The organism is Paenibacillus sp. FSL R7-0297 (assembly GCF_038009025.1).
Classification (GTDB): domain Bacteria; phylum Bacillota; class Bacilli; order Paenibacillales; family Paenibacillaceae; genus Paenibacillus_AQ.
In genome coordinates, this window is record NZ_JBBPAQ010000001.1 from 4,764,425 (window position 1) to 4,787,557 (window position 23,133).

18 protein-coding genes and 3 pseudogenes are annotated in these 23,133 nt (G+C 50.6%); 2 read left to right on the plus strand and 19 right to left on the minus strand.

What is annotated here, in order from left to right:
- Positions 1 to 126: 126 nt before the first annotated feature.
- The 5 genes and pseudogenes from MKZ24_RS20830 to MKZ24_RS20850 form a co-directional block, all read right to left on the minus strand.
- The gene (locus tag MKZ24_RS20830; protein WP_340785970.1) at positions 127 to 1,320 is read right to left on the minus strand and encodes a Ger(x)C family spore germination protein; all 1,194 of its coding nucleotides are present in this window, start codon (positions 1,318 to 1,320) and stop codon (positions 127 to 129) included.
- The gene (locus tag MKZ24_RS20835) at positions 1,317 to 2,405 is read right to left on the minus strand and encodes a spore germination protein (protein WP_340785971.1); all 1,089 of its coding nucleotides are present in this window, start codon (positions 2,403 to 2,405) and stop codon (positions 1,317 to 1,319) included. The genes MKZ24_RS20830 and MKZ24_RS20835 overlap by 4 nt, the downstream gene beginning before the upstream one ends.
- A gap of 25 nt (positions 2,406 to 2,430) precedes the next feature.
- Positions 2,431 to 4,181 (minus strand): annotated as a pseudogene (locus MKZ24_RS20840) (spore germination protein).
- A gap of 154 nt (positions 4,182 to 4,335) precedes the next feature.
- Positions 4,336 to 5,202, minus strand: coding sequence for a hypothetical protein (locus MKZ24_RS20845; RefSeq protein WP_340785973.1), 867 nt, complete (start codon positions 5,200 to 5,202; stop codon positions 4,336 to 4,338).
- Positions 5,203 to 5,337: 135 nt separating this feature from the next.
- Positions 5,338 to 6,201, minus strand: coding sequence for an alpha/beta fold hydrolase (locus MKZ24_RS20850; RefSeq protein ID WP_042236575.1), 864 nt, complete (start codon positions 6,199 to 6,201; stop codon positions 5,338 to 5,340).
- 187 nt (positions 6,202 to 6,388) lie between these two features.
- On the opposite strand from MKZ24_RS20850, the gene MKZ24_RS20855 reads away from it, so the two are divergent.
- Entirely contained in the window at positions 6,389 to 6,961 is a 573-nt protein-coding gene (locus MKZ24_RS20855; protein ID WP_340785975.1) for a TetR/AcrR family transcriptional regulator, read from the plus strand.
- A 47-nt stretch (positions 6,962 to 7,008) separates the two neighbouring features.
- Here MKZ24_RS20855 and MKZ24_RS20860 read toward each other — a convergent pair whose 3' ends face one another.
- The 4 genes from MKZ24_RS20860 to MKZ24_RS20875 form a co-directional block, all read right to left on the minus strand.
- Positions 7,009 to 7,197 carry a hypothetical protein gene (locus tag MKZ24_RS20860; RefSeq protein ID WP_042213975.1) on the minus strand — a complete coding sequence of 63 codons (189 nt, stop codon included), beginning with the start codon at positions 7,195 to 7,197 and terminating at the stop codon, positions 7,009 to 7,011.
- A 114-nt stretch (positions 7,198 to 7,311) separates the two neighbouring features.
- A complete protein-coding gene (locus MKZ24_RS20865; RefSeq protein ID WP_340785981.1) occupies positions 7,312 to 7,464 on the minus strand; it encodes an RCC1-like domain-containing protein in 153 nt (50 codons plus the stop codon).
- Positions 7,465 to 7,557: 93 nt separating this feature from the next.
- Positions 7,558 to 8,910: an MATE family efflux transporter gene (locus tag MKZ24_RS20870; RefSeq protein ID WP_340785983.1), complete on the minus strand. Its 1,353-nt coding sequence runs from the start codon at positions 8,908 to 8,910 to the stop codon at positions 7,558 to 7,560.
- Between the two features lie 244 nt (positions 8,911 to 9,154).
- Positions 9,155 to 9,835 (minus strand): MarR family winged helix-turn-helix transcriptional regulator, encoded by a 681-nt coding sequence (locus tag MKZ24_RS20875; RefSeq protein ID WP_052416413.1) that lies wholly within the window; start codon positions 9,833 to 9,835, stop codon positions 9,155 to 9,157.
- 222 nt (positions 9,836 to 10,057) lie between these two features.
- Here MKZ24_RS20875 and MKZ24_RS20880 point away from each other — a divergent pair, with 222 nt between their 5' ends.
- Positions 10,058 to 11,647 (plus strand): bifunctional metallophosphatase/5'-nucleotidase, encoded by a 1,590-nt coding sequence (locus tag MKZ24_RS20880; protein WP_042236571.1) that lies wholly within the window; start codon positions 10,058 to 10,060, stop codon positions 11,645 to 11,647.
- A 151-nt stretch (positions 11,648 to 11,798) separates the two neighbouring features.
- Here the strand turns inward: MKZ24_RS20880 and MKZ24_RS20885 are convergent, their stop codons facing one another.
- The 10 genes and pseudogenes from MKZ24_RS20885 to MKZ24_RS20930 form a co-directional block, all read right to left on the minus strand.
- Complete coding sequence (locus tag MKZ24_RS20885) at positions 11,799 to 15,095, minus strand: chitinase N-terminal domain-containing protein (protein ID WP_340785986.1); 3,297 nt, start codon at positions 15,093 to 15,095, stop codon at positions 11,799 to 11,801.
- Positions 15,096 to 15,497: 402 nt separating this feature from the next.
- The gene (locus MKZ24_RS20890) at positions 15,498 to 16,793 is read right to left on the minus strand and encodes an IS110 family transposase (protein ID WP_042234001.1); all 1,296 of its coding nucleotides are present in this window, start codon (positions 16,791 to 16,793) and stop codon (positions 15,498 to 15,500) included.
- Positions 16,794 to 17,043: 250 nt separating this feature from the next.
- Positions 17,044 to 17,169, minus strand: a pseudogene (locus tag MKZ24_RS20895) (phosphonate ABC transporter, permease protein PhnE); the annotation flags it as partial.
- A gap of 1 nt (position 17,170) precedes the next feature.
- Positions 17,171 to 17,317 (minus strand): annotated as a pseudogene (locus MKZ24_RS20900) (phosphonate ABC transporter substrate-binding protein); the annotation flags it as partial.
- Positions 17,318 to 17,409: 92 nt separating this feature from the next.
- Positions 17,410 to 18,720 (minus strand): ABC transporter substrate-binding protein, encoded by a 1,311-nt coding sequence (locus MKZ24_RS20905; RefSeq protein ID WP_042236563.1) that lies wholly within the window; start codon positions 18,718 to 18,720, stop codon positions 17,410 to 17,412.
- A gap of 66 nt (positions 18,721 to 18,786) precedes the next feature.
- Entirely contained in the window at positions 18,787 to 19,614 is an 828-nt protein-coding gene (locus MKZ24_RS20910; protein WP_042236561.1) for a carbohydrate ABC transporter permease, read from the minus strand.
- A 12-nt stretch (positions 19,615 to 19,626) separates the two neighbouring features.
- Positions 19,627 to 20,505, minus strand: a complete 879-nt coding sequence (locus MKZ24_RS20915) for a carbohydrate ABC transporter permease (protein ID WP_340785989.1) — start codon at positions 20,503 to 20,505, stop codon at positions 19,627 to 19,629.
- Entirely contained in the window at positions 20,502 to 21,593 is a 1,092-nt protein-coding gene (locus tag MKZ24_RS20920; protein WP_340785991.1) for an ABC transporter ATP-binding protein, read from the minus strand. The genes MKZ24_RS20915 and MKZ24_RS20920 overlap by 4 nt, the downstream gene beginning before the upstream one ends.
- Before the next feature lie 46 nt (positions 21,594 to 21,639).
- Positions 21,640 to 22,374, minus strand: coding sequence for a glycerophosphodiester phosphodiesterase (locus MKZ24_RS20925; protein ID WP_340785993.1), 735 nt, complete (start codon positions 22,372 to 22,374; stop codon positions 21,640 to 21,642).
- Complete coding sequence (locus MKZ24_RS20930) at positions 22,371 to 23,114, minus strand: glycerophosphodiester phosphodiesterase (protein ID WP_340785994.1); 744 nt, start codon at positions 23,112 to 23,114, stop codon at positions 22,371 to 22,373. Before MKZ24_RS20930 ends, MKZ24_RS20925 begins: the two co-directional genes overlap by 4 nt.
- Positions 23,115 to 23,133 lie beyond the last annotated feature (19 nt).

Consider the following 23,133-nt stretch of genomic DNA (forward strand, 5'->3'; position numbering starts at 1 on the left):
ATTCATTCCATTGATTATCATAGTTGATAACCCTGATCAAGACAAACCAAGAGAGTCGTGTTCTATGTAAAAGGGCTATATAGCAAAAAAAAAGACCCGGAGAGGATCTGTGTGCGGTATTTCAGGTCAGTCTGTCGCTGTACCGGAGGCACCATACTCTTCAATTTGCAGCTTAACCTCAAGGTGTACCGGAAGCCCGGTGAACGTCTGATCCCAATGCGCCTTCACTTTCCGCCAAGCCTCAGGATGCTGAATTCTCAGGGTTTTACCGAATCCGCCGATGTCGGCATGCAGCTCATGCTGCATTTTGTCAATCACCGTCTCTACCAGCTCCCTTACCTCCTTCTCCAGCTCCATGGCATCCCGTCTCATAAAAGCCGCATCCAATCGGTTCCCGTCTGTTGAGAAGGTTTCGGCGTATCGGCCTTTCGATTCAATCTTTACATGAAACGAAATCTGCCCCTCCTTCACAACTGCCTTGATCTTGCTGCTCATCGTTTTCACCTCATAGGTAATCAGCCTGCCGGTGTCATCCTTGTGGGTTTTGAGCACACCGCCTTTACCCTTGCCTGTCAGCCAGACTACACCCTCCAGTTCCTTCTCGCTCAAAAAACCGCTGAGCTTGCCCGACTCACCGTCAATGATTCCGGCTCCGGCAAACTTCATTTCATTCTCCGCAGCAATGACATTCTGCAGCAGAAAGCTCTTCTTGCCGCGCAAAGGGCCAACAATCTTGGTAATAGTTACCGGGTCCCAGATGCGCAGGCTCCGGTCACGGTTGCCGAAGATGCCTTCGAGCACAAAGGCGGGTGTCTGGCCGGGCAGCACATTGTTCAGTACATCTTTGGCCTTTCCCTTGCTGACCAGAACCAGCACGCTCGGGCGGATATCATTATCCCGGCTGAAGAAATCAATCAGCTCCGACAGCTTCGTGGAACGGGCCAGCTTCTCGCCAATGACAATCACCTTCAGGTGGTGTCCGATCGGCTCGCGGTTAGTGCGCAGCGAGAGCTCACGGATGGCCTCGAAGATAGAATCGCCGGTCTCGGTCATATTGTAGAAATTTCTTGAAGCAGCCCCTTCTTTTTTGGAGCCTACTGCGCCTTGCGGCACAATAAATTGATAGGTCGCCGATATCCGGTCACGTTTAGAATAGTCTCCACCTTTACCATCGAACTTCTTTTCAATAACGGTCTCATCTGCCACATCCAGCGCTACCGCCACTTCCATATTCAAATTCTCAATCGGTGTACTGCTCCAGCAGGCCGTTAACAGCACAATTTGAGCGATGGACACAATCAGCAGAATGCAGTGCTTCATGAACCGGCTCTCCGGAAATAAGCAATGAGCAGCAGTGGCAGCGGGATCAGTCCGAAGAGCACGACTGCCCAATTGCCAAGTCCTGTACTAAAGGCAAATAAATTATTAATGTTGTGCGGCGCTTCCGTGATGAGATAAGCAACCGGCAGCAGCAGGAATAGACAATGATCCAGCTTGAGGTTGAAGATTTGCGAGACTCCCAGTGCAGCTCCGTAAAAAGAGATACAGAACGTACAGAAAATCTGCATAATCCAGATTACCAGCAGCAGCGACTCAAACCGTTCGAACAGCAGATTCACTTCAAAGCTGCGGATCAGGTCAATGAATGGCCAGGTCCGGGTAACCACTCCTTCTACAGAAAACGCCCCAATCGTCAGTACAACAGCCAGCAAATAAAAAATCATTGAGATCAGGGTTCCGATCACGAGAACTCTGCCAGCCCGTTTGGGCTTGTCCATAAAAGCAACAATAAACAGCAGAGCTTCGCCCGCTGTATAGGTTAGAGCCGTTGGCTTAATCCCTTTCCAGACCGGAGCGAGGCCTTCTCCAAGTACAGGCCGCAGATTGTCCAGCTCGAATACCTTCAGGCTGAGCAGGCAGACGCCGAAGAATATGGCACCGGCCAAAGGAGCAACCAGTCTGCTTAGCCGTGATAAGGCATTGATTCCCCCTCTGCACAGATAAAGGGCGACCCACAGGAACAGGCCCGCTACTGCCCATGCAGGGGTACCTTCCAGGAGGAAGAACATGGTTACCTCCTGCATGGTACGAAGCTCATAGCCGGATACCGCGAGAAAATAGCCAAGAATCACCAGCCCGAGCAATACGGCGACCGGTTTACCGGTAATTTGGGTGCTGTATTGAAAAAAAGTCTGGCCTGGAAACCTCTGGCTGAGTTTAACGATAATTACACCTGCTGCCATTGAACAGAGCGCCCCAAGTATTACTGAAATCCACACATCGGGCGTGCCCGCAGCCTGTACGGTTGTCCGGGGAAGGCTGAATATCCCGGCTACGAGAATGTAATTTACCATAATAATGGTCGCTTGACTCGTTGTAATTTTGTCATGGGCTTTGTTGATCATAGGCCCACCTCCCTTTCACCGTGGCTTATCTTTTACGTAGCTTATCCTTGGGCTCCAAAAGTGAAGGACGGCGCTTCATCAACTGGAGCGGTACCCGGATAATAAAGTCGCGAAGATCACTCATCCGGTTAGGCGTGATTATGCTCAGATAAGGCACGCCGAAGCTCTTCAGCTTAATCAAATGACTGGCCAGCAGGAGGAAGAACAGCACTACACCATACAGCCCGAAGGTAGCAGCGAAGAACATCGCGAAGAAGCGGAGAAACCGCAGGGTGATCCCTGCACTGTACATCGGTACCGAGAAGGAAGAGATCGCTGTAACGGCAACGACAATAACCAGAATAGGACTGACAATCCCAGCCTCGACCGCCGCTTGGCCGATAATCAGACCGCCGACGATACCCATGGCCGGGCCAATCGGCTTAGGCAGACGCAGGCCCGCCTCACGCAGGATTTCGATCGAAATCTCCATAATAAGCGCTTCGATTAAGGTTGGGAACGGAACCCCTTGGCGTGAGCTCATGATCGAAATCGCAAGCTTGGTTGGAACCAGACCGGGATGGAAGGAGAGGAAGGAAATATAGAGCGCCGGAGCAAACAGTGATACGGAGGCGGCGAAGAAGCGCAGCATCCGCAGCAAGGAGCCGGAGAACCAGCGGTCATAATAATCCTCGGGAGATTGCAGCAGCATCCCGAACGTCACCGGCATGATTAACGCAAACGGTGTGCCGTCAAGCAAAATGGCAGCCCTCCCCTCCAGCAGTGCAGCCATCACCCGGTCCGGCCGTTCCGTATTCTGAACCTGCTGGAAAGGGCTGAGATAATTGTCCTCAACCAGCTGTTCGATATATCCGGATTCCTGCACATCATCGATATTAATCGTATGAATTCTTCGGGTGATTTCGGCAATCAGTTCATCATTAGCAATCCCTTTAATGTAGGTTAGTATCAGCTCTTCTCGACTCTTTCCCCGACCGTAAAAGAAATCATCGCAAGATTGGTGTTCTGTCCGTGCCTGCGAAGCATGGCCGTATTGTCGCTCAGCGCTTCCGTGAAGCCGATTCGCGGGCCGCGCAGCAGCGCTTCCGAGATCGGTTCCTCCACATTTCTTGTATTCCCTTTAGACGTTCCCAGGATGAAGACCTCGTTCATTCCTTCGATCAGCAGCACCGCAGAGCCGAATAACACCTTTTTGAGCGACATATCCAGCTGATTGGTGAATTCAATTTCCGAGACCAGCATCACCTGATGGACAATAATTTCTTTCAGGCGCGCCGGATCAGGCGGAGTGTCCATCCCTTCAAATGGCCGTGCTGCGTTCATCAGCGGCCTTAGGATATTGCGGTCCATCCCATCCTTGTCGGTGAGGCCGTCCAGAAAGAATAGCGCTGCCTTCAATTGCAGGATGCCTACACGCAGCTCCCGTACATTTACATCCGACATATCCGCGCTGATCTCCCTAAAGGTCTGTAAATCCTGCTGAAATTGTCCGGTATAGGTTAACGTTGGCTGCTGATTTTTCTGCGAAGTAGTTGAAGGAACAATCTTATTATTTTTCACAGCATCACTGGTTTGCTCCGCTTCACCGGTATCCTCGGAGCTTGGCACGCCTCCGCCCTTCTGCCCTTCAGCCCGTCTTCCCCGGGTACTGGCCTTGCCTTCCTTAGCGCGAAGCCACAGCATGAATCTTGTCAAAATGACCGGAGCAATAAAAATAATAAGTGCCTGCATACACACACTCCAGCCGGGAATGTAACCCGTTATGTTCTTCCACAACACAAACACCCCCTCTGATCGTAACCCTTATTTTGGCCGATGCTGGATAATTCATGCACATATGCTAATTAAGACGAATTCAACCGTTTTTCTGAATCTATTTCACATCAAAAAAGCGAGTCACGGAGGACTCGCTTGTCAGGAATGGTGCTTATTATTTGCTGGTAAACATGCTGTAGACCGTTTCCTTATCATCCTGCACATAAACCACGTTGATTGTACTCACTTTCCAGTCCTGAAACGTTAAATAAACATATTCTGAGCCGGAAATTGTGATTATGAGGCCTGAGGATTTTTGGTACAGTTCATCACCGGGATCGAGATAGCTGTATTCAAATCTTTTTTTAAGATACTCTGCGTATTCCTTCCCGGTTAATTCACTCATAAACTTATCTTCCAAGGAATAACGGTAGGCAGCAACATATCCGGGTCCTTTACTAAAGATAAAAATAAGCTGCTTTCCGTCTTGCGTAGCAAAAGCACTCCGTAGTACGTTCGAGTAACTTTCTGATGCGAATGAGACGGTATCGAAGGATCTGAGAAGAGACTTACCCTTCATATCATAAACATACACTCCGCCCGTGGTTTCAAATATTACCTTATCTCTATCTGCATAAATAAGGTGCGGAGGCTCAGAGCCAATAAAGAAATCATCAATTTTCTGTAAGTCAATCTCTGGAATAATAACTTCATTTTGATTTGCGGCAGCCTGGGTTGAAGCGGCTTTGTCCCGATCATAATAATGCAAGAAAAAGAAACGAACATTTCTGTTTTTGATAATATCATGCTTCAAATCGACATATTGGAGCACATTTTCGTCCTTAATATATTTGGACACATTCATGTCTTGCTTCATATCAATAGAATAATAATATTCCTTCAGAAATTCCTTACCAATCTCCTCGTATTTATCCATAGTTTTGGAGGAAGACAGCTCCAAAGCGTAGGCACTCGGATTAATTTCCACGCTAAAAACAAGAAATAGTATGGCTAATACAAGAGAAATCTTTTTCATTCTCATTTTATACCCTCTATTCATTTTTTTAGCGCGCTATTAACCCAATTTTCCATACTATTCCATATGATCAATATATGGGTTATATGGTAACGAAAAGTTTTTTGTCTTTCCATTCTCATGCTTATCCATTACGATATGCTATTTTAACTTTTTTTTAAGAAAACTCCGGATAAGGCTTACACTGAGCTCTAAATCCTCTTCGAGCGGGAAATGCCCTGTATCTAACAAATGAACCTCCACATCTTTTAAATCCTTTTGAAAGGCTAAGGCTCCCTCCGGTCCAAAGAAAAAGTCATTCTTCCCCCATGCAACCAGCACCGGCGGCTGGAAATCCCTGAAGTATTCCTGCCAGACCGGATATTGTTTCAAATTATTCTGATAATCGTAAGAGAGGGCCAGTTGAATGTCTTGATTCCCCGGACGATCCAGGGCAATTTGGTCCATATTCCAGTTATCAGGGCTTATGGCCTCAGGATTACGGGTTCCATTCACATACTGATATTTCGTCAGTTCCGGTGTCAGCAGATTAAGCATACCTTCAAGACTGGCCGGATTCCCGGGATCATTCCAAAAGGCACGCATCGGTGCCCATGACTCTCCGATTCCTTCTTCATAAGCATTTCCGTTCTGTGAAATAATGGCTTGAACGCGTTCCGGATGCATACGGGCCAAACGGAAGCCTACCGGAGCACCGTAATCATGAACATAAAGGATATATTGGTTCAGGTTCAATTGTTCAACGAATGCATTGATCAGCACGGCAAGATTGTCGAAGGTATACGTGAATTCTGAAGTTGACGGCTGATCGCTGTTCCCGAAACCGGGATAATCCGGAGCAACGATATGGTATTCGCCTTCGAGTTCACGAATAAGGTTTCTGTACATATGCGATGACGAAGGAAATCCATGCAGCAGAAGAAGTGTAGGCTTCTCTCTGCTCCCTGCCTCGCGGTAAAAAATATTCAAACCATTAACTTGTTCATAATTGTATTGTATAGTCATTGAACTTACCTCCCCGTCTGTTACCGGTTAACAGAATGTCTGCTCCGATACTCAATAGTATACATACAGGTCTGTATAGTTACAAGTTATTTTTTTAGATTTATCATTTGCGTACGAACCGTGAGCCATTTATAATAGATAGACTGATCTGTATACTTTTGAAATACTGTGAACCGGAGGGAATCCTGTGGCTAATAAAAGTAAAAAAGAACATATCCTAACTGTCGCCTCCGATTTATTTAATAAACAGGGAATCCGGGCTACCGGTGTAGACCAGGTTGTCTCTGAATCGAACATAGCCAAAATGACGCTCTACAATCATTTCCGCTCCAAGGATGAGCTTGTCCTTGCTTATCTCATGAGGTACGATGACGAATGGAGAAAACGGTTCGAAGACTCAGTCAATAAGAGCGCAAAAACACCCAGGGACAAATTATTGGCTGTATTCGATATGCTCGGAGAATGGTTCGAAGAACCGGAATTTAATGGCTGCGTGTACATTAAGACGGCAGCGGAATTTATGGATCACTCCCATCCTTACTATGAAGCGGCCCGTAATTACAAAGCTTTTATGAAAAAATACATCGATTCTGTGCTTAGTGAATGTCCGTCTGTGAATCGCGAAGCTTTATCCAGCGGTCTGTCTCTGTTAGTGGAAGGCGCGATTACTGCAGCCATGCTGCAGACTGATCCTAAGCCTGCGGAGCATGCTCGGGAAACCGCCAGGGTGATCATTGATTATTATCTGCAAAGCAAATAATGAGTAAGCCGGTCCCAAAAGGGACCGGCTTCATTTAACTTTTTAAGTTAATCCCGTTTGTTCTCTACAGATTTCATACGGTTCTGATCGTCAGGCACACGGTCAACACTAAATTCCTGGCCGGCTTCTGCCTCGCCATGGGCGCTGACACTCCGGGCAAAATTGGTGAACTGCTTTTTGTGCTCATCTTGCTCGTGCTTTAGACGAAGAAGCTCCTGCGGATCCTGATTTGTCATTGTCTTAACCTCCCGGGGAATTCGAAATGCCGCGATTTACGATCATCTTTTATCAACTTTTCCATTGATTACAATGCCCTTATTCGTATGATTTATTCGTATTTCATCCTGCTCTCAATAGTCCTCCAGCTGTCCGAAAGGCCAGCTGCTTACCTCACATTGACCATATCTATTGTCGCCCACAGCTATTACCGCCCCATCGGGCCTAAGCAGGACAGTGTGACGGTAACCAGCTGCTATGGAAGACACATTTTCCACCACATTCATGAATCTGGCTCCTTCATTGAAGATTTCGGTATTATTGCGGCTCCCTCTAGATTAGCTATCCTTGGCTGCCTTATCAAACGCTGATCCCAGATCCTACTGTGCTAAACTCACCAAATCCGGCTGCAATTTGTTCCGCAGAGTATACAGCATGATGGCTCCGACCAGGAACGCCACGACATCGGAAATGACCAGGGACCAGACTACCCCGTGGAAACCGTTCATCCGGTTAGCGATGTAGAGCACAGGAATCAGAGTAATTCCTTGAATAACTGACATAATGAAGGCGGCGGTCCCTTGTGCGGTTGCCTGGAAGATCCCCGTGAATAGCGTCGTCATACCTGTAATGAACAAAGACAAGAAGGTCACATGCAGGATGTAGCTGCCCATTTCAATCAATTGCGGGTCATTCGTGAATAGACCAATTAAGTGGTCGGAGATCAGGTAGACAATAACACCGAACAAGATAGCTAACGCCAGAATTGTTTTAATGGTGAATTGAATGGTATGCTTCATGCGCAATCGGTTGGCTGTAAAAGAGAATGCAATAAGCGGGACGACTCCCTCACTTAAGCCCATCAGAATTAATTCGGGGAATTGCAGCAAACGTGAGGATATCCCGAAGCCCGCAATAGCCTGCTCCCCATACTCAACCAGAAAACGGTTAAAGATAAGCGACATGGCACCCATGAAGAGACTCATCACAAAGACGGGAACTCCGATTTTGAATACATTGCCCAGAATGACCTTGGTAGCCTTGAATTGTTTCATGGAGATCGTTAAGAATGGACTCTTAAATCCTATATGATAGGCGTAGTAAGCACTCGCAACCATGTTAGAAATGACCGTGGCTGACGCAACGCCGATTATATCCCAGTGGAAGACGAAGATGACCAGCGCATCGAGAATAATATTCACGGCCACACTAAGCAGCATACCGATCATAGATGTAATTGCAGCTCCCTCCGAGCGTACAACACTCTCCAGCGTGAAGAACAATATTACGAAGGGTGAGCCTATAAGCATAATGGTGACGTAGTCCTTGGTAAATCCGAAGGAGTCAGGCGTTGCCCCCAGGCCGTGAACGATGGAATTGATGAGCGGGATTCCCGCGGCCATAGCGATAAGACCGAGAACCAGACTGCTGTAAAAGGCGAATGCAGAAACATGCTTTACATCAGCCGTATTCTTCTCTCCCAGCAAACGGGATATGAAGGCACTGCTTCCGACACCAATCAGGTTGCCCAGCGCCATAATGACTGCGAATAACGGTAAGGTTAAGGCAAGTGCGGTTAACATGGCAGTGTTATTTAACGTTCCAATGAAAAATGCATTCAAGATGGAATAGATGACACTCATTGAAGTTCCAAGCATCATTGGTATTGCGAAGTGCGCTACGGCTTTTGCGACAGGTGCTTGTTCAAAGTAATGGAGGTTTTCTGTATCCATGCGGTTCACCACTTTCTTCATGTATGTTAGTCTCTATATTAGTTAGAGTTCTAACTATTGATTGAATACGAACTTCTCGCCGCAGCAAACAAACCCGTAACAAATGACCATGCGGGTTTCGTGAGCGGGTGATGACTAATCGTCAGTTCCCAGACCCTATTTGATAAAATCTTTATTGCGCTGCCTTTGCCTTCAGCTCTATGGGAAAGACAGCGCCGCTGCTGCTGTTTAATAGAAAATGCTCTTACTTGTCATCCGAATCATTGGAGTTGTCCTTCGAGCCGTCTCTTCCATCTCTGGAAGGCCAGCCGAACCCGTTCATGCCGCCGCCTTGACCTTCCCGGCCAAATCCGGGGAATCTTCCGCTAAAGCGTCCGTCATCCATGTTTCCCCACATTCTGCTCATTTGTCCGCGCATGGCCATCAGCTTGTCGAATTCCTCTGATCCTATGCGCTCCTTAGCGGCCTGCATCCACATAGCCATTACGTCACGATCTGCATCTGTTCCAAGCTCTTCCTCTAAGGCTGAAATGACGCGGACCAGGTATTCCCCGAAAGCTGCCTGTTCTTCTGGAGACAGGACTGAAAATATGCTGCCGCCCTCAACCTCTTGCCCTTCTTCCTCCCGCCCTTTCGGCGTCAGGTAGATCAGCATAATGCGTTTATCAGTCTCGGAAGGCTGACGGGTAATATATCCGGCCTTCTCCAGTTTGGCAAGCAATTCATTGAGCGAGGATACACGGATGTCCAGCATATAGGATAAATCCTTGGTGCTGATTCCGTCCTTCATCCGGAGAAACGCCATGATCCTCCCTTGTCCCCGTGACGTATCTGCCATAGGGCCAACAGCGGCGTGGTTCTTCAGATGCTGTCTCTGCAACAGCCATTGCAGCTTCGCAAGCTTGTCGTATAATTCTGTATTCATACTCGTGTTGAAACCTCCTTCAATTGTTTTAATGGTACCTGTTAATTGATGTGCAGGTACCTGTTGTTAATAATATAACGGTACCTGTTGGATTTGTCAAAGGTATTTTACAGGTACCGTTAATATATTTCCTCCTCATCGAATACAGAGTTAACAATAATCTGGAACAAGCCCGTTATACTAAATGTACAACAATCCATGTACAAAAGGAGTTATGGCCCGATGACACCCTCACCATCCGTCTTTTTGACAATTCTACATACCAGCGATATTCACGGTCACCTGTACCCGACGGATTACCGCGGACCCGGCGATAAGCCGCTTAGTCTTGCCAAATTGTCGACCTTAATTGCGAGAGAACGGGAACTGGACCCTGCATTGATTCTGCTGGATAACGGAGACTTTATTCAAGGTACGCCACTAATGTATCATTACACCAAATTAGTCCGCCGCGGCAAGCATCCGGCAGCACGGGCACTCCGCGCGCTTGGCTACGATGCTGTTGTGCCCGGTAATCACGAGTTCAATTACGGTCTGGAGCTGCTTGATCAAGTAATCTCGGATTCCGGTTGCCCTTGGCTTTCTGCGAATATCGTGAGCCACGATGAAGGGCTGCCTGCCTATGGGCTGCCCTATCGTATCTTCACTCTCCCCCAAGGGATACGTATTGCGGTGCTTGGGGTCACAACGCATTATATCCCTAACTGGGAGAATCCGGCTAACATCGCCGGACTGGAATTCAAGGACGCCCTTGAGACTGCCCGGAGCTGGATTAATCATATCCGTAAAAACGAACAGCCCGACGCGCTTGTGGTCTCCTACCATGGCGGATTCGAGTGTGATCCGCTGACTGGAAATCCGACAGAGCCGTTGACCGGGGAGAATCAAGGTTATGCGATGTGCGGGCAGCTGACAGGTATGGATGTGCTGCTGACCGGTCATCAGCACCGGCTGCTGGCCGGAGAACTTAACGGTGTCGCCTTCGCCCAGCCGGGAAGCACCGGACAGGCAATGAGCAAGACTGTGCTGGAGTTCGTACCGGGAACAGAGAACGGCTGGACTCTGCAAAGCAAAACTACACAGCTGTTGAGGGTTGACGAGACGGTAAAAGCCGACGAGAAACTGCTTGCTCTATTCTCGGAGGATGAGGATGCAACGCAGAAGTGGCTTGATCAACCAATTGGTAAGACCAAGGGCGATCTGTCCATATCCGATCCGTTCTCTGCCCGGATGGCTGACCACCCGTTCACAGAGTTCATTAACCGGGTTCAGATGGCGGTGACTGGCGCCGGGATTTCCTGTGCGGTGATTTTCACCAATGAAGCCAGAGGTTTCAGTGAGAACATTACCATGCGTGACGTCGTATCCAATTACATCTATCCCAATACGCTCAAGGTCCTTCGTCTTAGCGGCCGGGATATCCGCGAGGCACTGGAGCAGAACGCCTGCTACTTCGAGCTCGATCCGGCACAGGGAGGCCTGCGGGTATCACGTGAATATCTGGAACCTAAGCCGCAGCACTTTAACTACGATATGTGGGAAGGCATTGAATACCTGCTGGATATCTCTAAACCTCCAGGGCAACGGGTTGTCAGGCTTGAACGGGACGGGAGGCCTCTGGATCCGGATAGCAGCTTCGATGTAGTGATGAACAGCTACCGCGCCGGAGGCGGCGGCAACTTTGACATGCTGAAAGGAAAACCTGTCTTACGGGAGATACCTACTGACATGACAGAAATTCTTACTGAATATATCCGGGAACATGGTGTGATCGCTTCCGTATGTAACGATAACTGGAAGGTTATCTATTGATATTGAAATGTTGAAATTGCCTTTCTGGTAGAATACAAAGAGCAGCAATTCTCCAGTGACGGGAGTGCTGCTCTTTTGACATTTCGCGGTTTTGAAAATGAGAAGGATTTGTCTCTACTCGCAGAAAAACCACTTTTGAGACAGCCCCTTCTTATCGGAGAACTGTTACCTTGATCGTATCACTGGAAGTCACACCTGCTGCGTTAATCAGCTCCGCTTTGTATTCATACACACCGGCAGCGCGTCCGCTGATTGCACTCACTGCGCTTTGCGCTGAGGGTGTATTGGCGTTCAGCGGCTGCGAGTCGATAAGCTGCCCGTTCTCATACAATCGATACTCAGTGGCGTTGGTCCCCCACCACAGGTTCATAGATACCTTATAGGTGCCGTCCCCATCCCAGTTATCTTCAGACAGTACCGGCTTGCCTGGAACGGAGTCACTGATGGTGACCGTAAGCGGCTTGCTCTTGGTTGTGCCATATTTGTTCGTCAGCTCCGCAGTGTACACATAAGTGCCGTTCACTTTGCCGTGAAGCTCTGTACCTGCCGTCTGGGCGGCCGGTGATACATCCTTCAGCGTTATGGAATCAATCAGTGTACCGTTCTCATAGAGCTTGTAGCTCGTGCCGTTATTGCCCCACCACATATTCATGGTTACCGTATAGTTTCCATCACTTAGTCCATAAGCATAACGGCTGTTGGAAGACAGCACCGCCTGTCCCGGCTCACCCGTTGCCAGCACCTCGCCGCCCGCAACCTGGAACGTGTAGCTCTTCTCAGCCATATTGCCGGCCGCGTCCTTCACGGTGTATTTCACGGTGTGGGACCCGGCGCCTACATCTGCGGCGCTCAGGGGTTGGTCTTCCGTAATCGGCTTTCCATCTAATAAAAGCTGCTGCGAAGCAATTCCTGAGAGTATATCGTCAGCAGTTAAATCAAAGTTGAGCTGCGACGTTTCTTCTACATCTCTCACCTCATGGCCGGATTCCTTCAGTTCGGCTACCGGTGGAGCCGTATCAATATTGAGGCTGAGTGTCTTGGCCTCTTCCGGCTTGCCCTTTCCCGGCACTGCATGGTAAGTCAGCGTATGTCGTCCGTCTTCCTCGATGTTCACAGGTGTGCTGTATACAGCTTCCTTACTGCGGTTCAGCGAGTAATAGACATCTGCTGTATCTGAGTCTGCCTTCAGGGTAACCTTTACCGCCTGATTTATCCAGCCGGATTCATTAGGTTCAGCTGAGAGCGTTGCCGTTGTTACTGGAGCCGCCTCTTCTTCTACAACGGTGAAGTCACCGAGGCTTCTTGGCTTGAGCTGATAGATGCCTTTGAAGATTGCAGAAACACCTGTAATATTAAGCTTCTGGCCTTCTGTATAAGGGAAGCCGTCCTTGGTGATGCCTGTCCGGGCATCCACGCGCACATGATTGCTTGTCCCGTCATCGTTGACGGCGTCGAATTCAAAGGAACCGCTTGGCGTAGCGCTGATTATATTCGTCACCGTCACACCGTTCACTTGAAGCAGCTGGCCCTGGTTGGCATCATTCACCTTGCCGGCCGTAACCGGCTGCGGCAGTACCGCCGTACCGGTCTTCGCAATCTGCACGACTTCGGATAACTCAAGCTCTGTATTGTATAACGCGGTGGACGCGGTCACCTTGACCTTATCACCCGCGTGGAAGCCGCTCTGATTCTGAAAGACATATACCCCCCCAGTCTCATCCTGCAAATAGAAAGACTGTCCGCCGAAGATTCCCGGCTCCGTCGTCACGGTTCCCTCCACTGTTACCAATGACCCGGCTGTCTTAGCCCGGGAGTCGCTGATGGAGATTGTGGCCGGAATCGGATCTTCTTCGGCTGGAAGCGGCTCTGCAGGAACATTGCCCAGCATCACCGATTCGGTCTTAAGGTTTGTGCTGTTCTGGCGCAGGCGCAGATTGGAAGCAGCTGTGGAGCCCGGTTTGATCTGTACCGTCAGATCCTTGTAGGCATGACCGTTCAGATCAGCGGTCAGATTAAATGAGGTGCTGTATCCATAGCTGCCCGGCCAGGTTCCGTCGGTATTCTGAATCTTGGCAATCTGGGCGCCGCCGCTTACCTGGTAGATGCCTACCTGGAAGCCGGATACTGTTGTACCTGCAGGAAGATTAACTGCACTTACCCGAATCTGGAAATTCTGCGCATTCGGCAGCACTGCCTGATGCGTGAAGCTGTAAACCGCGCTTGCAGTAGCAGCTGGTCCGCCGTAGGAGCCTGCTCTGAAGGTGCTGCGGTCATACCATTTGTAGCCGGCATTCGGCTCTGCCCAAGGCTCCGACTGTGGCTCGGCGGAAAGTGCCGGCTCCTCGAACGGCAGCAGTGCCGTCGGCTGATCCAGTGTCAGGCCATTCACCTGGGTGAAATCTGAATAGCTCTCCTGCTCGGCGAGCCAGTTGACAGTGTTCACCAGCAGCGTAGCATCGTCCACTTCCTTGAAGCCGTCGTAAGTTGTTTTCTTGGCACCGGTATCCTCACGCAGGTACTTTGGTGTCGCATCCTCTACAGGAGAAGAATCACCGATGAAGGCGGCCTTGCCGGCTCCTTTTTTCGCTACCGCCACATAAGGGCCTTCTGCTACACCGCCGCCGTTATAGACCCCCTGGTCTACGGCATTGGCCCAGGCTGCACTGGTTGGAGGCAGGTAGACAATCCCTTTCGCGCGGGCCGGGTCCAGGATCGCCAGCGTGGAGCCGGCATGCATGGCTACCGCCGATACGCCCGTTGTAATGCCGAAGGCCTGAGCGGGAGCCACGATATTGGTTGCGCTAATGTCGCCAAGCGCATTGTAGCGGAAGCGGACACCGAACTCTTCCGCCAGCCAGTCGGAACTGACCACGCCCTGCATGGCAGCCGAAGCGGTCTCTTCGGCATTCATGCCTTTGGCCGGATTGTCCCACGCTCCGCGGCGGTAGCCGTTGAATACTTCAGAGCCGTCCCAGCGGTTCTTGTTACGGTCGGCGTTGTAATGGTCGCCGATGAAGAAAATGCTGCCGCCGTTCTCCACATACTCTGCCATCGCAAGCTGCTCGCTTGCTTTGTAGGGCACATTGGATTCGGCGACAATGTAGACATCATAACCGGAAAGATCACTCAAGGTTAACGGAGTCGTCTTGCGGAGTTCTTTTACATCATAACCTTCCTGGGCAAGGGCGTTCCCAAAGTCTGAAAAAGCGCCGTCAATCACCCAATCGGCCGCTCCCGCAGTCTGCTCATGGGTGTTGTCGAACAGAATCTTCTGGCCTGCATGCCCATTGACTACTTTGGCCTCAATGTACGGTGCAGGATCGTTTGGTCCTTCTGCGTATACCGCCGAACCGGTCCCGAACGCGAACAGCTGAAGTGGTACGGCTACCACCACTGCAAGCGTGCTGTTCATCAGCCTCTTTTTCCAAACTGAATGCTTCTCCTTCATACCCTTCCTCCCACTATAAATTAATATTTTCTCTTGTTTGCTCACTCGTTCTTAGGTTTTCAGCCATGGACAGGTTGAGAGTTGGAGAAGTCATGTAAGGATGACATTATTTTCTTGCAGAGCCGGTGGCGGGAATAGAGGTTGGGGGGATTGTCCCCAGCCCATGGATCGTTCCTGTGATCGCACTTTGGATATCCACACCTGTCTCTTGACGGCTTACCCTCCCATGTCACGCGGGGTCTTTGCCCTTACATTCCTTCGTTCTGCCTCTCAAGAGGTGGACGCCGTTTCTTGCTCCTTTACAGGGTCGTTGCCCTTATGGAATTAGTTCCTGCGGCTGCTCCGTGCTTCTTTTGTCTTTGGTGAAACCTACTTCAATGAGCAAAATGAGTTTGGTTTTTCTTAGGCTGCCATCTGTAGCTGGGCCTGACGGACCGGCCCTAACACGCTGTTTGCATCGTATGGAATGTGCTTCGTCCCGAGCGTATGAAGCACGCGAATAAGTTTCCCGCACAACGCCACAAGGGATTGCTTTTTCTTCAGTGGATTCTGACTTCGTGTCGTAAAATACTGGTGCAGTGCCTTGAATTCGGCGTTCTTTGCTACCATGGGCATGACCGCCCGGAACAGCAGGGCCCTCAGCTTTGCACGTCCACGTTTGGTAATACTGGACTTGCCCTTTTTCTTTCCCGAACTATTCTCTTTGAGATTCAGTCCGGCCAGCCGAATAATCTGCTGTCCATGCTCGTAACCACTCAGATCGCCCACTTCCGCCAGGAATCCCGCTAACGTCACTACAGCCACACCGGGCACGGTAAGCATCTCTTTCGTGCCTGGAATTTGCCCTAGTAGACGTTCTACTTCGGACAGAATCTCTTCAAGCTGTCTGGCGAACATGTCATACTGCTCCAGAAGTGTTTTAATCTCGATCTTTGCTGCAGGAAGACCTTCGGTCAGACCGATAGAGCCTCTCGCCGTTTCGACCAGCAATTGGGCTCGCTTCGTTCCCACCGCTCGTTTCACGTCTTTCTTCCACCGCTGAGCGATGGCTTCTGCACCGAGTCCTACGATCTCACCCGGCGTCGGAAACTCGTCTAGAGTAATAAGCGAGGCTTTTCCTTCCCAGTCTTTAAACACCTCAGTGTATTCCGGGAAAAAGCGATCCTGCCAGTTCTGCACCCGCCTTTGCACCTGCCCGAGGTTCACCATGATCTTCTCCCGAAGATTCATGAGAATTCGCAGATCTGCGTAGATACGCGTTGGCAATTTAGGTTCGCTGTATTTCCCATTCCGCACTAAATCGGCAATGACTTTAGCGTCTTTATAGTCGTTTTTCGTGGGTGAGTTATCTTCCAGTTCTTTGCTTTTGTGTACATGATGCGGATTGACAATGACCAAAGGAATGCCGTGCTGTCCCAAATACTCGGCCAGGTTAAACCAATAGTGTCCGGTAGGCTCAATGCCAAAGAGGACGTCGCTCTTGGCATGCTCCCGCTGAAGCTCCTTCATCCACTGAACCAGTTGCTCCAGTCCGGTACGGGTATTTGAGAACACACAATCCTTTCCGAGTTCAATCCCCCGGTAGTCGATAGCGCGAGCCACATGGGTTTCTTTCGCAATGTCTGCGCCTACGACAAGGGTCTTGTCGGAAATTCGTGTAATCCGTTGATTCTGCTTCTTCGATTGTTTATACTTCATGTTGAGTGCCTCCTGTGCTGGAATTGTTCTTTGGCGGAACGTTTCCCAGTATACAGTTGGCGCTTTTTTCATTCAAACCTCAAATTAATTCATTACAGGAATGGCTCCTTAAGTCATAGTCCGGCGAGCAATTACCATAAATGTCCACCTGCTTGCCGTCTACTATGCTATAGCAAAAGAATTAGAAAAAAGATAGATTTATGTAAACTGTTGTAAAATATACTTTTGGCCTATAAAAGAGATCAGTTGTGCCAACCAGTCTGAGAATGGACGCCTCTCGCATATTCATATCGAAGCGATAAATCGTAACCGAGAGGAAGATGGACATCAGCTACGGAAGGATTCCGAAACGAACTTTCTCAAATGTCGTATATCCTCTTTGCAGTAGGTCCGGCGATTAAGAGTGAACGGTAATAAGTTGCCTGTGTATCCGTAGGTTCAGTAGGCTTGTTGTCATTCCAGTCCTTCGGATTCTCAGAATCATTGGAGAGTCCGGCGCGCGTTGCGGTCAGAATAAATTGTGCAGAAACCAGCCGCAGTGAACTCAAAAAGCAGAACAGCGATTCTCCCGTCACCGGAGGTTCACAGCTCTGCTTGCTTTATACTTCATTCATTATCAGCGGTTCAGAATTGCATCCACCTCTTTAGCAAGGGTGTCCAGGCTTTCCTGTATCGGAAGGTTCTCCAGCCAGATATCGTTGATGCGTGTGCCCATCAGATCTTCGATTTCGTGATACGTACCGGTCATAGGACGCATTTTGCTGAATTCCAGCTCATCGGAAGCGACTTTGTAGCCAGGGAAGGCGGCAATGGTCTCTTTCATCAGCTCCGTGTCCAGGGAGGTTAGACGGGTCGGGAGATATCCCGTATTGGCAGAAGCATACGCCGCCTGCTCTGTATCCGACAGCCATTTCATGAATTCAAAAGCGGCCGCCTTCTCATTATCCGTTCCCGTATTCGCCAGATACGTATTCGATCCGCCGACCGGCACGCCCCGTTTGCCGTCTTCTCCGGTAGGGATCATGGATACGCCGAGATCTATTCCACTCTCCGCGGCCATACCGGCGAACGTTTTGTAGCCGCCGACACTGGAGAAAATCAGCGCTGTGCCCGGATTGGCAATGGAGGCATAGTAGGCATCCTTGTCTGTGACTCCGAGTACTTTGATGAGACCCTTGGATTCCAGATCCTCAATGAAGGTGATCAGCTTCACTGCGCCTTCGCTGTTGATGTTGGATTTCGTCTCATCCTCATTGACCACATGGGTATCCGAGTATGAATGCAGCAGCGCCTCCATCACCCAGAAGTCATAGTTGAACAGGTACATCGGCGGCTGGCCGGTAGCATCATATGCGGTCTGCAGATAGGCCTCCAGTTCGGCAAAGGTCGCCGGGCCGTTCGGATCCAGCCCTTCTTTAGCGGCAAGCGTCTTGTTTACATACATCACGGGAACACTCCGCATATGCGGAAAGGCATACAGATCCTCGCCCAGATACAGGTTGCCGAGGTCGCCGATTTTGAAATCCGAGGTATCGAACTTGTCCGTTTCCATGAACGGTTCGAGGTTGGTAATAATGTCACTGTCGGCAAATCCCTTAGTCATCGCCACTTCATCAATAAAAACATTCGGCAGCGTACCCGCTATGGCTGCAGCGTTGATCTTCTGCTGCATTTCCCAATAATCGCCCTGATATTCGGCATTCACATGAATATTCAGCTCGGCTCCCTTGGTCTCGTTGAACTGGTCCACCAGATTCTGGTTCACATCCTCCACGGCAGAAGTCCAGAAATTCAGCTCGAGGACGGAATCCCCTTTCTCATAGGCCGCTACACTGGATTCGGCTTCGGTGGTGGCACAGCCTGCAAGAACGGCAGTCAGTGCAACAGTGGCGAGCAGCGGAGTTACTCTTTTTCCCCATACCTTCATTATTCGTTTCTCCTCCATGAACTGCTGTATTTGGTATTCAACATGCAAGGCCGCAGGGTATTCCCGCTACTTCACTCCCATGTAGGTGAACGCTTTGATAATCTGCTTGCGTGCAATCAGGAAGACCAGCAGAATCGGCACAATCAGCATCATATTCCCGGCCATCACGATCTGCGGGCTGAGTCCCTCCACATCCTGGAGCTTCTGAATTCCAAGCGGCAAGGTCCGGACGGCATCGGTTGTGGTCCATACGAGCGGGAAAAAGTAACTGTTCCACGTCCCGATGAACGTCAGCAGCGCGAGTGTGGACAAGGTGGGCACAGCGGCAGGCATCATGATCGTATAGATGATTTTGAACTCACTGGCATTATCCAGACGGGCTGCCTCCAGCTGGGAATCCGGCACCTGCATGAAGGTCTGCCGCAGCATGAAGATGGCCGTACCGCTGGCAATGAAGGGCACGATGAGCGATACATACGTGTTCAGCAGTCCGGACTTCGCAAACATCACGAAGATCGGCAGGAAGATCAGCTGGCCCGGAATCATCATGGTGGCGAGCACGATGCCGAACAGCGCATTTTTACCCTTGAATTGATATCTTGCGAATGCATAGGCTGCCGGCACAACCACGACCAGCTGGCCGAGCATCGTCCCGAGTGTAATGATCAGGGAATTGCGGGTATAATGCAGAAAGTTAATCCTCGTAAAAGCATCCCGGAAATTCTGCCATTGCAGCGAATCCACCCAGAATTTCGGCGGCATCCGGAGCACCTCGCCCAGCGTCTTGAACGCGGTGAGGATCATCCAATAGAATGGCATCAGGAAGATCACGATCAGCAGAACGGATACAATGATCCGTAGTCCTCTGCCCGGCAGCCGGACCCAAACCTTCATTTCCTCACCCCCTTAGCGGTAATGAACCCGTTTATTCAGTGCTTTGAAGTAGAAAATCGTAATCAGCCCCACGATACCCATCAGCACGACCGCCATTGCGGAGGCGTAGCCGACCCGGTAATATTCGAAGCTCTGCTTATAAATGCTGAAGATCAGCGTGTTCGTGGCATTGGACGGACCGCCTTGTGTCATGATATTGATCGTCTCGAACACCTGGAAGGAGCCGATGATATTCATCAGGATCAGGAAGAACAAGGTCGGTGAAATCATCTTCAGTGTAATTTGAAAGAAAACGGAGCGCTTGGACGCATTATCCAGAGCCGCAGCCTCATAGAGATAACCCGGAATGGAGCCAAGGGCAGAGCAAATGATCAGTGCATTGAACCCGACAGATTTCCAGACCGAGACCAGCACCAGCGAGAACAGGGCCACATCCTTATCGGTCAGCCAGCCCACTGGCGCTGCTCCCAGCACAGACAGCAGATAATTGAACAGCCCCGTATCCGTGTTCATCAGCCACATCCAGATTAGCGATACGGATACCAGCGAGATGATATTGGGTGTGAAGCTCAGCGTCTGGATGAAGCGGTTCAGCGGCGTACTTTTCTGTAAAAAGAGCGCCAGCCCCATCGCCAGCACCATCACCAGCCCAACGTCCATCACCATGTACAGCAGCGTATTGAGCAGGGTATGGAGGAAATCCCGGCCGCTGAACAGCTCTGCATAGTTGCTAAGTCCGGCGAACTTCATCGGTCCGCGCATATTCCAGGTGAAGAAGCTTAAATAGATGTTGTAGAGAATCGGATAGAGATAAAATACGGTCAGGATGATCACTGCCGGAGCAACCAGCAGATAGGGAAGCAGCTTCACGGAGGGGCGCAGCCGCTTCATGCCGAATCACCAGTGCTTACGGCAGCGCTGATTCCGGACTGTGCAGCTTCCCGGACCCGCTGCTCCTGCGCGTCGAAGAATGCCAGATGCTCCTTCTTCACGTAGAGTCTCACGGCTTCCAGCTCGCGTTCCGGACGGTCGAAGCATTTCACCGAAATGATCAGCCCGTTATCCAGCTGCACTTTGTAGATAATCTCCGACCCGAGCAGCTCCCGGCCGCTGAGCGTACCCGTCAGGCTAACGGTATTGTCCGGCTCCATTCCCGGCTCCAGGGTAAACTTCGCCTTCTCCGGACGGAAGCCGAGATACCGGGCCTGCTGCGGAGCCAGCTTACGGATCTCTTCCCCACAGCGGTCCAGTGCGAGAATATTCATCGGCGGGGTGCCGATGAAACGGCTGGAGAACAGGTTGGCCGGATTGGAATACAGGTTGTGCGGGTTATCCTCCTGCATGACCTTCCCGCCATCCATCAGCACAATCCGGGTACCCATGCTCATCGCCTCCACCTGATCATGGGTTACGTAGACAAAGGTCGCGCCCAGCTTCTTATGCAGCTCGATCAGCTCTGCGCGCATCTGCTGCCTCAGCTTGGCATCCAGATTGGACAGCGGTTCGTCCATCAGGAACACGGCAGGCTTCTTCACCATAGCCCGCGCCAAAGCGACCCGCTGGCGTTCACCGCCAGAGAGAAACTCCGGCTTTTTATGCAAATGCCTGGTCAGTCCGACAGTCTCCGCAATTTCAGTAATCAGTCGCTTGCGTTCCTCCTTCGGTACTTTATTATTCTTCAGCCCGTATTCAATGTTCTTCTCGACCGTCATGGTCGGGTACAAGGCATAATTCTGAAACACCATGGCCAGATTCCGTCTGCCCGGCTCTACCTGGTTCATGCTTACCCCGCCGATGTGAATCGTGCCTTCCGTGGAATGCTCCAGTCCGGCAATCATCCTTAGCGTCGTAGACTTGCCGCACCCGGAAGGGCCGACCAGCACCGTGAAGCTGCCGCTCTCAATGCTCAGATTCAAATCCTCAATAATCAGCTTGTCGCCGTATTTCTTGGTTACCTTCTCCAGAACGATGCCGCTCATATTCTCCTCCTCCAGCCGGATTCTTAGGGCCGCTTCCATTCGTCTATCAGTTCTTCAGGCACTCTAGCGCAAGGTCCGGTTTATTGGTCATAATCCGCGTAACCCCCAGATTCCGCAAGCGGATCATCTCCGCCTCATCGTCCACCGTCCAGGGATTGACCTCGAACCGGCTGCGGTTCGCCAGCTCCATGAAGGCTTCATCTACGCCGGGGTAATACGGATGCAGCACATTCGCCCGGCAATTCGCCGCATATGCCTCCAGCCGGTAGAAGCTCTCCATGAACGCAATCGCCGTCTTGAGCTCCGGGTAGTCACGCTTCAGCCGGGCTACCGCTGTATGATTGATCGAAGAGATCAATGTATTCTCTGTATAGCCATAGCGGCGTACCAGCTCCGCTGTCCGCAGATTCACTTCACCGTAAGGCCGAGAATAATCCTTCGTCTCGATGTTGATGTACAACCCGTGCTTCATAGCGAACTCCATCACCTCTCCAAGCTCGGGCAGGCGGCTTCCGTCCGTTCCGTATTTCCCGGCAAAAGTATACGAGAAATCATACTGCCGCAGCTCCTCCAGCGTCAGCTCTCCGACCAGACCTGTCCCGTTCGAAGTCCGGTCAATGGAGAGATCGTGGATCACCACCAGCTTCCCGTCCCGGGTCAGCTGTACATCCAGTTCAATGCCGTGTGCCCCCATGTCAAGGGCCAGCCCGAAAGCAGCCATCGTATTCTCCGGCGCATAGGCGCTTGCTCCCCGGTGAGCCAGTATCTGTGTCTGCTTCATGCCCGTACCTCTCTAAGCGGATAGCAGACATCGGGACGGTCAGTGATGATCGCGTCTACACCGGCCTCCATCACCATGCGGATATGGACCGGATCATTCACTGTCCAAGCATTGACCTGAACCCCCGCTGCGTGCGCTTCTTCTACCAGTTCGCGGTTAACCCCGATGTACAACGGATGCAGGGCATCGGCTCCGGTCATTTGCGCATATTTCCCACCCTCGTACAGCCCCGCGATGTAGAGCAGCGCTGTCCGCATCTCCGGACAAGACTCCTTGAGCCGCACCATAGAGGTATGATTGAAGGATGAGAAGATGACATTTGCACCGAGGCCATATTCCTCTACCAGCTTCGCCGCCTCATTACCGAGCCCGGAGTAGAGCTCCGACTTAGAGAGGATATCTTTCACTTCGATGTTCAGATATAGATCATGCTCCTTCACCAGTTCCAGCACTTCTCGTAGAGAAGGAATTTGAGCATCCGGGTATTGCTCCTCGAAGCCTGTATTGAAGCGGAAGGTCTTAAGCTCAGCCAGCGTGTAGGACATAATATCTCCTTTGCCGTTAGAGGTGCGGTCAATCGTATCATCATGAATCACCACGATCTCTCCGTCTTGGGTCAGGTGAATGTCGATTTCCAGACCGTCGGCATGCTGCTGCACCGCGAGCCTGAAGGCTTCCATCGTATTCTCCGGTGCATAGGCGCTTGCACCGCGGTGGGCGAGTATTTTACAATCCTGCATCGTTTCTCATCCTCCTGTT